General features: G+C 68.2%; 12 protein-coding genes. 5 read left to right on the forward strand and 7 right to left on the reverse strand.

From position 1 onward, the window contains the following. The first annotated feature begins 8 nt into the window (after positions 1 to 8). On the forward strand, positions 9 to 983 hold the full coding sequence (locus EV645_RS30400) for a quinone oxidoreductase family protein (protein WP_130447492.1): 975 nt from the start codon (positions 9 to 11) through the stop codon (positions 981 to 983). On the opposite strand, the gene EV645_RS30405 is transcribed toward EV645_RS30400, so the two are convergent. After that, complete coding sequence (locus EV645_RS30405; protein WP_130447493.1) at positions 967 to 1,638, reverse strand: ATP-dependent Clp protease proteolytic subunit; 672 nt, start codon at positions 1,636 to 1,638, stop codon at positions 967 to 969. The genes EV645_RS30400 and EV645_RS30405 overlap by 17 nt on opposite strands. 82 nt (positions 1,639 to 1,720) lie before the next feature. Then, positions 1,721 to 2,662 (reverse strand): nucleoside hydrolase, encoded by a 942-nt coding sequence (locus EV645_RS30410; protein ID WP_130447494.1) that lies wholly within the window; start codon positions 2,660 to 2,662, stop codon positions 1,721 to 1,723. A gap of 64 nt (positions 2,663 to 2,726) precedes the next feature. On the opposite strand from EV645_RS30410, the gene ftsH reads away from it, so the two are divergent. Beyond that, the gene (gene ftsH / locus EV645_RS30415) at positions 2,727 to 4,784 is read left to right on the forward strand and encodes an ATP-dependent zinc metalloprotease FtsH (RefSeq protein WP_130447495.1); all 2,058 of its coding nucleotides are present in this window, start codon (positions 2,727 to 2,729) and stop codon (positions 4,782 to 4,784) included. Positions 4,785 to 5,072: 288 nt separating this feature from the next. On the opposite strand, the gene EV645_RS30420 is transcribed toward ftsH, so the two are convergent. Genes EV645_RS30420 through EV645_RS30430 form a run of 3 tightly spaced genes read right to left on the reverse strand, consistent with a single transcriptional unit; the run spans position 5,073 to position 9,462 of the window. Beyond that, positions 5,073 to 6,509, reverse strand: coding sequence for a DUF4832 domain-containing protein (locus tag EV645_RS30420; protein WP_130447496.1), 1,437 nt, complete (start codon positions 6,507 to 6,509; stop codon positions 5,073 to 5,075). A gap of 17 nt (positions 6,510 to 6,526) precedes the next feature. Continuing rightward, positions 6,527 to 8,260 (reverse strand): DUF4832 domain-containing protein, encoded by a 1,734-nt coding sequence (locus tag EV645_RS30425; protein ID WP_242000761.1) that lies wholly within the window; start codon positions 8,258 to 8,260, stop codon positions 6,527 to 6,529. A 59-nt stretch (positions 8,261 to 8,319) separates the two neighbouring features. Next, positions 8,320 to 9,462, reverse strand: a complete 1,143-nt coding sequence (locus tag EV645_RS30430) for an ROK family transcriptional regulator (RefSeq protein WP_130447497.1) — start codon at positions 9,460 to 9,462, stop codon at positions 8,320 to 8,322. A 169-nt stretch (positions 9,463 to 9,631) separates the two neighbouring features. Between EV645_RS30430 and EV645_RS30435 the strand changes: the two genes are divergently transcribed. Then, a complete protein-coding gene (locus EV645_RS30435) occupies positions 9,632 to 10,612 on the forward strand; it encodes a Gfo/Idh/MocA family protein (protein WP_130447498.1) in 981 nt (326 codons plus the stop codon). An 11-nt stretch (positions 10,613 to 10,623) separates the two neighbouring features. After that, positions 10,624 to 11,625 carry a Gfo/Idh/MocA family protein gene (locus tag EV645_RS30440; RefSeq protein ID WP_130447499.1) on the forward strand — a complete coding sequence of 334 codons (1,002 nt, stop codon included), beginning with the start codon at positions 10,624 to 10,626 and terminating at the stop codon, positions 11,623 to 11,625. 48 nt (positions 11,626 to 11,673) lie between these two features. Here EV645_RS30440 and EV645_RS30445 read toward each other — a convergent pair whose 3' ends face one another. Beyond that, the gene (locus tag EV645_RS30445; RefSeq protein ID WP_130447500.1) at positions 11,674 to 12,582 is read right to left on the reverse strand and encodes an SDR family oxidoreductase; all 909 of its coding nucleotides are present in this window, start codon (positions 12,580 to 12,582) and stop codon (positions 11,674 to 11,676) included. Between the two features lie 87 nt (positions 12,583 to 12,669). On the opposite strand from EV645_RS30445, the gene EV645_RS30450 reads away from it, so the two are divergent. Continuing rightward, positions 12,670 to 13,242 (forward strand): TetR/AcrR family transcriptional regulator, encoded by a 573-nt coding sequence (locus EV645_RS30450; RefSeq protein WP_130447501.1) that lies wholly within the window; start codon positions 12,670 to 12,672, stop codon positions 13,240 to 13,242. On the opposite strand, the gene EV645_RS30455 is transcribed toward EV645_RS30450, so the two are convergent. Next, the gene (locus tag EV645_RS30455; protein WP_198681951.1) at positions 13,190 to 14,425 is read right to left on the reverse strand and encodes a low temperature requirement protein A; all 1,236 of its coding nucleotides are present in this window, start codon (positions 14,423 to 14,425) and stop codon (positions 13,190 to 13,192) included. The two genes, EV645_RS30450 and EV645_RS30455, sit on opposite strands and share 53 nt — an antisense overlap. Between the last annotated feature and the right edge of the window lie 114 nt (positions 14,426 to 14,539).

A 14,539-nucleotide genomic window follows, 5' to 3' on the forward strand; every position in this document is an offset into this window, starting at 1 on the left:
GAGGACGCGTGCGAGCCGCAATACTGCACACTCACGGCGAACCGCCAAAACACGTCGAGCACCCGGATCCCGTCGCCGGGGAGGGCGTGTCGATTGTGCGCGTGACGGCCGCTCCGGTCGTTCCGCTGGACTTGTTGTGCGCTACCGGTACGTCGTACTTCGGCCCGCCGGAGCTGCCGTACGTGCCTGGCGTGCAAGGCGTCGGCGTGGTCGAGCAGTCCTCCGCGCTGGCGCCAGGGACGCGGGTGTTCTTCGCGACCTCGGCCGGCATGGCCGCGGGGGACGGGAGCTTCGCGGAGCGGGCCGCCGTGCCCGATGCGGACCTGATCGCGTTGGAGACTCCGGTCGCGGACCCGGCGGTGGCGGCGATCGGGCTGTCCGGGGTGGCCGGGTGGATGACGTTGACCTGGCGGGCACAGCTACAGCCGGGGGAGCAGGTGCTCGTGCTCGGTGGCGGCGGTGCTGTGGGTCAGGTCGCGATCGGCGCGGCCCGGGTGCTCGGTGCGTCGCGAGTCGTCGCCGTCGCCCGGTCGGACGCGTCGAAACAGCGGGCGCTCGCCGCCGGTGCGGACGAGGTGGTTGCCGCGAGCACCGATGTCGACGAGCTGACGAGCCGGCTCGGCGCCCCGTCGTACGACGTGGTGATCGACCCGGTCTTCGGCACCGCCGCGACGGCCGCGGCGCGGGTGCTCGCTCCGGGCGGCCGGCTCGTCAACCTCGGTGGATCGTCGGGAGACGAGGCGGTGTTCTCGTCGGCCGTACTGCGGGGCCGGACGGCGAGCGTGCTCGGGTACACGAACAACGCGTTGACGGCGGATCAGCGGCGGGAGGCGTTGACCGCCGTACTCCATCACGCGGCATTCGGGGCCATCGCGGTGGCTCACGAGACCGTCACGCTCGACGAGGTCGCGACCGCGTGGAAACGTCAGGCGGCCGGCGAAACCGACGGCCGCCTCGTGCTGACGATCACAGCAGCCGAGTGATCAGGCCGTAGTCCTTCGCTTCGTCGGCGGTGAGGATGCGGCCCGGGTCGAGGTCGTTCGTCACCTCGTCGGGTGAGCGGCCGGTTGCGTTGGCGATGAGGTCCCGGAGACGTCCGAGTTGCCGCGTGTGTTCGCCGGCGAACGCCGCGAGCTGGTCGGCCGTGCCGTCCGCCGTGACCTTGGGCGTCGAGAGGACGAACACCGTGTGGCGGTGGGCTTCGCGCTGCGCAGCGGCAGCGAGTACGGCGATCGCCGGGCCGCGAACGGTGCCACGGGCAACGATGTGGACCGGCGCGCTGATCAGGTCGATCGCGCCCGTGAGTGCGAGCGCGGCGTCCAGCTCGGAGTCCGTCGAGGACAGGTGCAGGATGATCGGCTCGTTGCTACGAGCATCAAGTAGTAACAGCTGCGCCGCCACGTGACTGGCCAACGCTTCGTCCAGCCGTCCGTCGACCAGGATCGTCCGCTCCGCCAGCAGCCGATCGGCAAGCTCCCGCTCGAGACTGATCGACATCGGCTCGTACCAAGAAGGCAGGATCGGCTGCGGCGCGACTCCCGGCTGCGGAGGCACCCCCGGCCTCGGTGGGATCGCGGGTCCCGGGCTCGGGATCTCCGGGCCCGGTGGCCAGGTCGCGGCTGGTTTCTCGAGGTGCATGCTTCCTCCTGGTTACGTCGTCCTGTCCACCCTGCGACACACGTCTGCCGGGGAGAAGGGTGTTCCGCTGTCAGCAGACGAGTCAGCTCAGGGCAGACACGGCGGCGACGATCCGGTCCCAGAAGGCGGCTTGGTCGAGGGCGACTGCGACCTGCGCGTTGGGTGGGCGGCCGGTGTATCCGTCGAGGTCAACGACCGTTGCGCCGGTAGTCCACTCACCTTGGGTCTCGATGACCAGGTTTGCGTCGACACAGCCGACGATCGCCGGGTCGATGACGCGCGCGACCGCGACCGGATCGTGGAGCGGCGGTGACTCGAAGCCGAACAGCTCCCGGTACGTCGACGCGAAGAACGTCATCCACTCGATGCAGACCCGCGCCAGCGGTGTCCCGAGCTGCTCGAAGCGCGCGAGTACGTCGGCCGTGACCAGCGCCCGATGCGTCACGTTCAGCCCGCACATCGTGAACGGCACCCCGGACTGTACGACGAGGTCCGCCGCCTCGGGGTCGACGTACGCGTTGGCCTCGGCGAGGGGTGCGATGTTGCCGCGGTCGGTCGATCCGCCCATCCAGACGATCTCGGTGATGTTCGCGGCCAGACCCGGCTCGTCGGAGAGCAGTCGCGCGATGTTCGTCAGCGCCCCGGTCGCCACGATCGTCGCCGGCGTCGTCCGCAGTACGTCGACCAGCAGTTCCTGCGCGGAGTACGGCGACTCCGGCACGGACGGCTCGTCGTCGAAGAGCGGCCCGTCGAGACCGGTCTTGCCGTGGACGTCGTCCGCGATGCGCAACCGCCGTACCAGCGGCCGATCCGCGCCACGCGCGACCGGGATGCCGGACGCGCCCGCGAGCGACAGGACCCGGCGCGCGTTCACCGTGCACTTGTCGACGGTCTGGTTGCCGGCCACGGTCGTCACCGCGAGCAGGTCCACGGCCGGATCGGCCACCGCGAGGAGGATCGCCATCGCGTCGTCGTGGCCGGGATCGCAGTCGAGGACGAGAGGTACGGGAGTAGACGCAGCCATGCGCCAGGGTACGACGCCGGAGTTGTTGCTGTTTCGGGGACGGTTCAGGACCTATGTTGGCTCCATGAGCGACAAGGATCAGCCGCCGCCGCAGGACCAGTCCACGGCCGACCGCGGCCAGGGCCCGGGCCGAGACTCGGGTCAGGGCTCCGGTCAAGGTTCTGGGCAGGGCGATCGTAGCGACGGATCGCAACGGCCTCCGCACAAGCCGTGGCGGACCGAGGGACTGCCGCCCGGTCACGGCGACGGCGACAAGCCGCGACGCCCGAAGTGGTGGAAGTGGGCCGCGTGGATCGTCGGCGGGTATCTCGTGCTGTTCCTGCTCACGACGATGCAGGACCAGATGTCCGGCGGCGAGCAGACCATCGCCTACACCGACTTCACCGCACAGGTGCAGAAGCAGAACGTCGCCGAGATCTTCGCCCGGGGTGACACGATCCAGGGCCGGCTGAAGGCGGCCGCTCCGGTGCCGGGTAAGACCGACCAGAACTACACGAAGTTCACCACCGAGCGGCCGACGTTCGCGAACGACAACCTGTACGGCGACCTGCAGAAGGGCGGCGCCACCGTCCGGGCGACGCCGGTGGTCGCGCAGCGTGGCGTGCTGGTGAACCTGCTGATCTCGCTCGGCCCGTTCATCCTGATCGCGGCCTTCTACTGGTGGCTGTTCCGGCGGCAGCGGGCCGCGGGCGGTCTCGGTGGTGTCGGTGGACTGTTCGGCGGTGGCGGTCAGCAGAAGAAGCCGGTCGACCCGAGCACGGTGCGGGTGACGTTCGCCGACGTGGCGGGGATCGACGAGGTCGAGGCCGAGATCGAGGAGGTCGTCGACTACCTCAAAGATCCGGACAAGTACCGGCGGCTCGGGGCGCGGGCGCCGAAGGGCGTGCTGCTGGAGGGCGCGCCCGGTACCGGTAAGACGTTGCTGGCGCGGGCGACTGCGGGTGAGGCCGGCGTACCGTTCTTCTCCGCGAGCGCGTCGGAGTTCATCGAGATGATCGTGGGTGTCGGTGCGAGCCGGGTCCGCGAGCTGTTCGGTGAGGCGCGCAAGGTGGCGCCGGCGATCATCTTCATCGACGAGATCGACACCATCGGCCGCGCTCGCGGCGGTGCCCGTTCGATCGGCGGCCACGATGAGGGCGAGCAGACGCTGAACCAGATCCTCACCGAGATGGACGGCTTCTCCGGTACGGAGGGCGTCGTCACGCTCGCGGCCACGAACCGCGCCGACGTCCTCGACCCCGCGCTGCTGCGGCCCGGGCGGTTCGACCGCACGATCACCGTGAACGCACCGGACCAGCCGGGCCGCGAGGCGATCCTCAAGGTGCATGCCCGCGGCAAGCCGCTCGCGCCGGACGCCGACCTGAACGCGCTGTCCAAGTCCACACCGGGCATGACCGGCGCCGATCTCGCGAACCTGCTGAACGAGGCAGCGCTCGCGGCGGCGCGGCAGGGCGAGTCGCAGATCACCCAACGCGATCTCACCGACGCGCTGGAGAAGATCCAGCTCGGTGCGGCGCGGAACGTCGTCATGCCGGAGGAGGAGCGGCGTCGTACGGCGTACCACGAAGGTGGCCACGCGCTGCTCGGCATGATCCAGAAGGGCGCGGACCCCGTTCGCAAGGTGTCGATCATCCCGCGCGGTCGTGCGCTGGGCGTCACGCTGTCGACGCCGGATGCCGACCGCTACGGGTACGACGTGGAGTACCTGCGCGGCCGGATCATCGGCGCGCTCGGCGGGATGGCGGCCGAGCAGGAGGTGCTCGGCGTCGTGACCACGGGAGCCGAGAGCGACCTGGAAACGGCTACGCGGATAGCCCGCTCCATGGTCGGGCGGTGGGGCATGTCCGACGCGATCGGCCCGGTCTCCATCCTTCCGTCCGAGGGCGACGCCCGGACGGCGGGCGTGTCCGACGAGCTCCTCAACACCGTCGACTCAGAGGTCCGCAGCCTGATCGAACAGTGCTACGCCGAGGCCCGCCGCCTCCTCCGCGACAACCGCCCCCGCCTTGACTCCATCGCCGAACAACTCCTCCTCCACGAAACCCTCGACGAAGCCGACGCCTACGCCGCCGCCGGCATCCCCCACGAGGCACGACAAGCAGCTGACCATCTCAGGGGTTGACCCCTGAGATGGTCGGTTGCACCCCCGGCACGCGAGAGGCCAACCGACAACCTCAGGGGTCAACCCCTGAGATGGTCGGCGCCGGCCCCGAGCTCGGTGCAGGGTTCGGGCTGTACCGGTTGAATGCGGCCGGCAGCGCCTTCGACGCTGTCGGCCGCGCCGAGGAAGACGGCTACGGACACTTCCAAGCCGGCGCGGGCCACGGTCGCGGTGCCCGTGAACCTGCGCCGGCGTGGAACTGGTGGACCCGGAACCAGGCTCCCGGCGACCAGTACGGCCCGTGGGCGCCTATCCGATGGTGACCGTTTGCTGTAGATCGTTGTAGCCAGTGCTCGACTGCCAGGTTCCGTTGTTGGCCAACTGCACCGCATAGACGGCGTTGTAGGTCTCGGTGGAGCCTGGCAGGTGGGCCTGGGACTGTAGCTTCGGGTCCGCGATGTTGAGCAGGACCTTGTACTTGCCTGCGGGCAGCTTGACGCTCCAGTTCAGGCTCACGGTCTGGCCGGCGCCCCAGCGACGCGGATCGGCCGGCACGTTGACGCGGTAGGTGTGCTTGGAGTTCTGGAACACCAGTTGCACCTGCCGCGGGTTGTACGGCGCCGCCCACCCGTCGTTCCGGATCTTCACGCCGACGTCGACCTTGCCATGCGACTGCGAGACTGTGGACTGGGTCAGCGCGAACCGGTAGCCGAGCTTCTGCTTCGCGATGTTGATGTTGTCTCCCCAGCTCGCCAGCACGTCCGGGTGGTACTCGATGTTCAGGAACGAGAAGTGCAGCGCGGCCATCTCGGCCGACGCCGACGGCCACTCCGAGCGCGGCGCGTCCACGCCGCAGGTCTCGCCGCCCTCCGGCACGTAGTTGGTGTCCTGGGCAACGAAATCCTTGTCCAGCTGGATCGGATCGCTCAGGTAGGTCCCGAAGTCGTCCGGGCTGGCCAGGAAACAGTCGTTGTGCTGCCCGATCCGTGCGACCGCGGACCCGTCGTACGCCTGCCCCGCGGTCAGCCCGCCCGCGGTACCCGTCGGCACGTTGTACATCCGTTGCTTCATGTACGGCGTACGCACCTGGACCATCTTGTCCTTCGGCAACGCCTGGAGCAGCGCGTCGATGACTGCCTTGCGGTCGGCCCAGTTCTGGTCCGAGACCTGGCTCGGGTCGGCCGGGTTCGAGAAGTAGTCGGTGTAGTAGCCCTCACCCCAGAGCCCGACGAAGCCGGACTGGACGACCGCGATCATGTCGGCGTTCTTCCGCAGGATCGGCGTCAGCTGCTTGATCTGCTTGACGACCCGGGCGACCGGCGCATCGCCGTACGGCGTCGGCGGCGGCCAGCCGTCACCGGGCAGTGCGTAGGCGAACCGGACGATCATCTTCACACCGGCCGCTCGTGCCGTGTTGAAGTCGGCCTGCATCAGGTCGAGGTAGTGCTTGTCGATCACGTCCTGCTTGGAGAACTTCTCCAGGTAGAACAGGCGAAGGATCTGGGTGATGTGTTCCTGGGTGCGGAAGTTGCGCAGCTTGGTGACGTCGAGCGGGACGTAGCCGGTGTTGTCGGCGTAGTAGTGCGTCTCGGCGTGGTGGTAGAAACCGCGCTCCTGGTTGGAGATGTTCTCGTCGGAGGTGGTGTACGTGACGGTGGTGCTCGGCGGAGCGTGGTGTGCCATCGCGGTCTGGGTCGGTAGCAACAACCCAACCACCGCGAGGCTAGCGGCAAGCCGTCGTCTCATGCGTGTGTCTCCTCGGCCTAGCTGACGGTGAGCGTGTGCAGGAGCGAGTTCATCCCGGTCGTCGCGTCCCAGGTGCCCTGGTTCGCGAGGTGGATGGAGTACTCGGGGCGGGTGGACAGGAGCGGATCCGGCAGGTTCAGCAGCAGGGAGTACGAACCTGCCGGAAGATTTGTGGGCAGCGTGAGCGTCTGCGACACCGTGGTCGACGTACCAGCCGTCCAGCGGCGCGAGTCGGCGCTCATCGCGAGCTTGTAGGTCGAGCCGGTCGACGTGTTCCGCAGTACGAGCTCGAGGTTGCGGGGGTTGAAGGGCGTCGCGTAGCCGTCGTTGTGGACGGTGAAGCTCACGGGCAGGCTGCCACCGTGGACCGCGGTGGTCGGGTAGGTGCCGGACTCCAGGCGGAAGCGGTAGCCGAGGTTCTTGCTGATGTCGGCGAGGCAGCCGCCGGTGTTCCACGAGTTGAGGACGGTCGGCTCGTAGTCGGTGTTGATGAACGACCAGTGGAACTGCGCGAGCTCGCTGGTCGCGGTCGGGCAGCTCGAGCGCGGCGGGTTCGAGCCGCAGGTCTCGCCGCCCATCGGGACGTACGTCGTGTCGGCCTGGAGGTACGGATACTCGACGGACGGGTTCTCATAGGTGCCGAAGTCGTCGGGGCTGGCGAGGAAGCAGTCGTTGTGGTGACCGATGCGAGACAGCGCCGAGCCGTTGTAGGCGGCACCTGGTTGTACGGCGGTCGTCGAGTACATGGTGCGCTTGAACTTCGGCGTACGGAGCTGGATCATCCGGGTCGACGGGACGACGCTCAGCAGCTTGTCGGTGACGGCCTTGCGGTTGGCCCAGTCGGTCGACGTGACTGTGCCGGCGTTGCCGAAGTTCTGCGTGTAGTACCACTCACCCCAGGCCCCGATGAGACCTGCTTGGACAACCGCGATGACGTCCTTGCCGGAGCTGAGGTACGGCGCCAGTTGGTCGAGGTGGGCGAGGATCCTGTCCTTCGTCGTGTCGTCGCCGGCGGTCGAGGTCGTGTATGCGAAGCGGAGGACCATCTTCAGACCGGCTGCCCGGACGGTGTCGATCTGCTGCTGGAGCTGATCGAGAGCCGCTTGTGCGATCGGCCCGTTCTTGTACTCCGACAAGTAGAAGACGCACATCACCAGCGAGATGCCCTGACTGGTGCGGTAGCTCTGCAGAGTGCTCTGGGAGAAGTCGGCTTTGTCGCAGTCACCGGTGTGGTGGTAGAACCCGCGCTCCGGATTGGCGAAGTTGTCGGTCGACGGTGTGTAGGTCACTCCGCCGCTGGTGCCGCCGGAGTACACGTGGGTGTACTTCGTTGACGTCTCGAGTGGTGCTTCCACCTGGAAGATCAGATCGGCGTCGTTCGGGGTGGCGGTCTCGCCGAGGTCCGAGCGGTTGACGGTCCACTGTGCGACTCCGCCTGAGCTGGAGAACGTGACTGTGCGGATGAGCGTCCAGCTCCAGCCGGTGCCCGTGTGCTGGTACAGGCTGCCGTTCTCGAGCAGGTAGTCGGCGCCGGTGCCTGCCTGCGCGAACCCGGTCGACGCGCTGCGGTCGGTGTCGACGTACGCGCGGAGGAACTGCGGGGTGCCGGTGTAGGAGAAGCGGTAGGTGACGGTCGTGGCGGTGTTGGTCGCGGAGGTGCCGCTGATCGTCGCCTGGGCGGGGGAGACCAGCAGGGCGCAGAGCAGTGCACCGGTGAGGAGTGCGTTGAGCAGGCGGAACGGACGCATCATGATGCTTCCTCTCGCTGGGCGGGGCGATGGGAATAATCATGGAGTCCAGGAAAATTATGTCAAGGTCTCAGGCCGGTCCTGATCGTCGCCTCGACCTCATCGAGCGCGAGTCGTACGGCGCCGAGCGCGACCCCTTCGTCGGCAAACGCCGAGACGCGGATCTCCGGTGTCCGCAAACACCAACGATCCAGCTCCCGCCGCAGCGGCTCCACCATCACGTCGGCCGACCGCGAGAACCCGCCCCCGATCACCACCAGCTGCGGGTCCAACGTCAGCACGAGCGCCGAGGCCCCGACCGCAAGATCCTGCACATAGTCACGGATGGCCTGGACGGCACTCTGATCACCCGCCCGGGCGGCGATGAACACGCTCTCGAACTCAACCGGAGCGGAGGGAGAGGCTGCGGTCCCCTCGAGCCAACTGGTGAGGTGTTCCGGGGCGCGTAGCCAGCCGGCGGCCGGCAGGGCGCCTATTTCGCCTGACCAGTTGGCGAAGCCTCGGTGGAGTTTGCCGTCGATGATCAGGCCGGCGCCGGTGCGGAGGCCGGCCAGCAGGAACACAACGTCTTTTGCATAGCGGGCGACTCCGTGCCAGGTCTCCGCAAGCGCCGCCAGCTTGCAGTCGTTCTCCACTCGGACGGGCCCGGGTACAAGGCGGCGTACGTGGGCGGCCAGGTCGACCCCGCTCCACTCCGGGAGGGAGTCGGACAGCATCACCTTGCCGGAGCCGTCGACGAGGCCGGTGGTCGCGACGCCTGTGGACCAGATCTGACCGGCCTCGACGCCCGCGCCGGCCAGCGCCTTCGCGACGCAGCGATCCATCGCCGCGAGTCGCTCGCGTCGGCCCGCCTCGGGATCGACGGTGATGCGCGTCTGGTTCAGCACCTTGCCGTCGAGGTCGGTGACGAGCGCGAGCGCCTTGTGTCCGCCGATGTCCACCCCGAGCAACCGCCCGGCTCCGGCGTTGAACCGGTACCGCCGCGCCGGCCGGCCGACCGACCCCGACGCCGGCGCGACCTCGGCCAGCCAGCCGCGTCCGAGCAGGTCGCGTGCAACATCTTCGGTCGAAGCGCGCGACAGTCCCGTCCGTTTGGACAATTCGGTGAGTGTGAGGGGCTGATCGCCCCGCAACTCCCGCAGTACGGCGGACGCGTTGAGCTGGCGCAACCGCGAGAGATCCCCGCCGACCGGCTCCTCGCTCATCGTCGCTCCTCACGTTATCCAGGACTCCTGGATAACTATAAGCACTCCGACTGCGCGCGGATCTCACCGTGTGAAAGGGCGCGCCGCACCCCTGTCCAGACCTCCTGACAACGTTGTACCGTGATCTGCCGACGGTCGATCCGAAACGTTTCCGCATCAGGAGGACCAGGTGTCCAACCCACTGAAGATCGCGACCCTCAGCTTCTGGCACGTGCACGCCGGCGACTATTCGAGGCAGGCCAAGGCGCACCCGGGGACGGAATTGGTGGCCGTCTGGGACGACGACCCGGACCGCGGCAAGTCCGCCGCCGAACAGTTCGGGGTCGAGTTCACCGACGACCTCGACGCACTGCTTGCGCGCGAGGACCTCGACGGCGTGGTGATCACAACGCCGACCGACGTCCACCGCGACGTGATGGTGAAGGCGGCCCAGGCCGGCAAGCACATCTTCACCGAGAAGGTGCTCGCGCCGACGGTCGCCGAGGCCGAGGAGATCGTGGCCGCGACCGACGAGGCCGGTGTGAAGCTGGTTGTCTCGCTCCCGCGGCTCTATCACGGCTACACGCAGGCGATCAGCGAGGTCATCGACGACGGCACGCTGGGCACGATCACCTACGGCCGGGTCCGGCTGTCGCACGACGGCGCCATCCCGCGCGACGGCGTCGAGGGCTGGTTGCCGCAGCGGTTCTTCGAGCCGTCGACCGCCATCGGCGGGGCGCTCACCGACCTCGGCTGCCACCCGGTGTACCTGACCCAGTCGTTCCTCGGCGCGCAGCCCGACACGGTCAGTGCGACGTACCGTTCTATCGCCGAGCGCGGCCTGGAAGACAACGCTGTCGTGGTCGTCGGGTACCCGGACCAGAAGATCGGCGTGATCGAGGCCGGGTTCGCGAGCAACAACCCGTTCACGATCGAGCTGTTCGGCACCGATGGAACGCTCACCTACACGGACGCGGGCAATGTGCTGCTGGTGAACGGCGAGCAGGTGGACGTGCCTGAGCACTCGACCGATGCGTTCGCGCAATGGGTCGACCACATCAGCAACGGGACCCGCGCGGACGACAACATCGCGCGCGCAGTCGAGCTGACGCGTTTGGTGGTAGCTGCGAACGAGGCCGCCAAGACCGGTAACGCCATCGCCTACAACTGAGGAGACTTCCGATGATCAAGGTTGGGCTCATTGGGGCCGGCGGGATCGCGTCGGCGCACATCAAGGGCTACCGGCAGCACGCCGACAAGATCGGCGTGACGGCGGTTGCGGACGCGGTCGAGGAGACGGCGACCAAGCGCGGCGAGGAGCTCGGCGCGACGCCGTACGCCGGAGACCAGGCGTATCGGGAGATGCTCGCCAACGAGGACCTGGACGCGGTCGACATCTGCCTGCCGCATCACCTGCACCGCGACGCGATCGTCGCGGCCGCCGAGGCGGGCAAGCACATCCTGTGCGAGAAGCCGCTGTGTCTGTCGGCCGAGGAAGCAGCCGATGTGCGCAAGGCGGTTGTCAAAAGCGGTGTGACGCTGATGTGTGCGCACAACCAGTTGTTCATGCCGGCTGTCGCCAAGGCGCGCGAGCTGCTGCAGGCGGGCACGATCGGCACCGTTTACGAGGTGCGGACCACCGACAGCTTCTACAACGACTTCGACCCGAGTTCGATGGGCTGGCGGGCGAGCAGCAAGACGAGTGGCGGCGGCGAGCTCATTGACACCGGGTACCACCCCACCTATCTGATGCTGCACCTCGCCGGCGGGCTGCCGGTCGAGGCGACCGCGATGCTGTCCACGCACCGGTTGAAGTTCATGGAGGGCGAGGACTCCGCGCAGGTCCTGATCAAGTTCGACAACGGAGTCGTCGGTCAGCTCGTGACCAGCTGGGCCTACCAGCCGGCCGCCTCCACCGAACGCTTCTCCGCCGTCGGCGAGCTCGGCTCACTGACCAGTGACGGTACGACGCTGTCCTACCGCCTGCGGTCCGGCGAGACCGAGACCTTCGACTTCGAGCCGGTGGACACGTTCGTCGCCGAGATCGGCCACTTCGCCGATTCCCTGCTCGGCAAGACCCGTCCGCTGCACACCGAGGAGGAAGGGATCGCCGTCCTCGGCATCCTGCTCGCGGCGTACGAAGGCTCACGGTCGAAGACGATCGCGCCGGTCCTGAAGGTCTGATCGTTGCGTCCGAAGAAGTGTGGTCTATAGCCCACGCTTCTTCGGACGTCAGGCCTGGTGGAAGTAGAAGGGCTTCGACAGGTCGTCGAGGAGGGCGGGGTGGGTCGGGTGCCAGTCGAGCAACTCGGTTGTCCGGGTCGCGGTGGTCGGGTTGTCGAGGGTGGCGAAGTGGGCCAGGAAGCCGAGGTACTCCGGCGCCTGCTCGAGGGTGATTGAGCGAGCGGGGAGGTTCACCCCCTGGCCGATTGCCTCGGAGATTCGGCGTACCGTGATGCCTTCGTCCTGGACGGCGTGCAGGCGGCTGCCCGCAGGGGCCGACTCGAGGGCAAGCCGGTACAGCCAGGCGGCGTCGAGCGTGTGTACGGACGGCCAGCGGTTGGCGCCGTCGCCGACGTACGCCGCGAAGCCGTTCTTGCGGGCGAAGGTGATCATCGACGGCGCGAAGCCGCTGGTGTCGAGTTCGCTGTGGGTGATCGGTGGCAGCCGGACGACCGACGTGCGGATGCCCTTGGCGGCCGCGTCGACGAGGAAGTTCTCCGCGTCGATGCGGTATCCGCTGGGCATCGTGTCGTCCTCGGTGCCCGGGCGGTCGAGGCCGGCGTAGCTGAGCAGGCCGGTGCCCGACGTACCGACGAGCGGCTTGTCCGTTCCCGCCAGGACCTCGGCCATCGCGCGGATGGCGGCGAGGTCGGTCTCGGCTGCGCCGGCGCGGTCGCCGGTCATCATCCAGTCATGCCGGAACGCGAGGTGTACGACGCCGTCGGAGGCGTCGGCCGCCGCTCGTAGAGCGTCGAGGTCGTCCAGGTCGCCGCGCACCACGTCGGCGCCCCATTCGGTGAGCTTGGCCGCGGAGGCGTCGGAGCGGGCCAGGCCTGTGACCGAGTGGCCGTGTTGCAGGAGTTCCGGGACGAGGCCCGAACCGACGTGGCCGGAGGCTCCGGTGATGAACACGCGCATGGAAGTTCCCTTCGAGTGATGTCATTGACTGACATCACAATGCTACACATGCTGATGTCAGTCAATGACATCAGCTAGGATCGACCCATGGGACGGTGGGAACCGGACGCGGCCGGGCGACTGCGTGAGGCGGCGATGGCGCTGTACGCCGAGCACGGGTACGACGGCACGACCGTCGCCGAGATCGCCGACCGGGCCGGTGTCACCGCGCGCACGTTCTTCCGGCACTTCGCGGACAAGCGCGAGGTGCTGTTCGCCGGATCCGAGCTGCTCGAGCAGCTGATGGTGAAGGCGCTGGCCGATGCTCCGGCGGACGCGACGCCGATGGAGGCGGTCGCGGCCGCCGTGCTGGCGTCGGCCGAGTTCTTCGACGACATCCGCCGGGAGTACTCACGCCGCCGTCAGGGCGTCATCAACGCGACCCCCGAGCTGCGCGAGCGCGAGCTGATCAAGATGGCCGCGCTGACGTCGGCGCTCACCAAGGGCTTGCTCGAGCGCGGGGTCGCTCCCGACGTCGCGCCGCTCGCGGCCGAGACCGGGGTCGCGGTCTTCCGGGTGTCGTTCGAGCGATGGATCTCCGACCCGGACGGCGAGCCGATCGTCGACATCATCCGTTCGACGCTGAAGACCCTGAAGGCTCTGTCCGGCCTGACTGCTTGACGCTCTCGTCCCAGGACGCGACGGCTACCAGCGCGACACAGGTGGCCGCGATGAGGACAAGGTCGGCCACCGAGCCGAGCTGAGGGGTCGCGAGCGGCAGGAGCAAGAGGATCACCACGCCGGCGAACGACGTACCGAGGTGGATGCGGGACGGCTCCGAGATGATCCGGTGCACACCCCACAGGAGCGCTACGAAGCAGGCGGCCGGCACGGCGACCGAGTAACTGGCGGCGGTCGGGGAGATGTGCAGGTCGTGGCTGGTCTGCTCGACCACAACCTCCAGGCCAGCACCGAGCGCGGCGAGCGACGCGAAGATGCCGTAGTGGCCGTAGCCCCAGCGGTACGAGCGATCCCGGCGTTCCTCGAGCCGCGGACCAGCCGGGTGCAGGAAGTACAGCCACCACAACGCGAACAGGATCACCAGACCGCACGCGGCGACCGCGATCAGCTCGGCGCTCACCTCGGTCTCCTCGACGGCACGCCGTACTGCGTTGGAGGAGGCGAGGACCGCTTCGCCGAGCAGGATGATCGTGAACAGCCCGTACCGCTCGGCGATGTGGTGTGGGTGCCAATGCGTCGCGCGCGGCCGCTCCGCCCACAGCGGCACCGACAGCTCGAGGATCGCGAGGACGATGAACGCGATGAGCAGCACGGCGTCGGACGCGCCGGTGTCGGCCAGATACAGCCGCCCGAACCAGCCCAGCTGCAACGCCCCGATGCCGATCGCGTAGCGGAACGCAGTACGGCGTGAGTCCGGGTCCTCGATGCCTGCGCGCAGCCAGAGCGAGATCAGGCCGAGCCGCATCACGAGGTAGCCGGTCGTGACCATCAGATAGTCGCCGTGGTCCGCGGCCGCCGGGACGCCGGCCGCGAGCAGCAGCACGCCGGCCATCTGCACCATGGTCAGGATCCGGTACGTGACGTCGTCGGTGTCGTACGACGAGGCGAACCAGGTGAAGTTCATCCAGGCCCACCAGATCGCGAAGAACACCTGCAGGAACGGCAGCAGGCCGTCGCCGCCGTGGCCGTCGACGATCGTGTGCGCGAACTGCTCCGTCACCGCGGCGATCGCGATCACGAAGGTCAGGTCGAACAGCAGCTCCAGCTGGCTGGAAACCCGGTTCGGCTCGTCGATCGGCCGTGCGGTCATCCGCACGCGGATCCGGACCGTGGCGTTCGGCACGGTGTGTCCCTTCGTCAGACGTCGTCATCAGTGAGACAGGACACAAGCCTCAGGTGTGACTGTCACAAGCCCGAGGGGTGCCCTGTCTTACCTGATGACAGCGCAAAGACACCA

This window comes from Kribbella rubisoli, assembly GCF_004217145.1.
GTDB lineage: Bacteria > Actinomycetota > Actinomycetes > Propionibacteriales > Kribbellaceae > Kribbella > Kribbella rubisoli.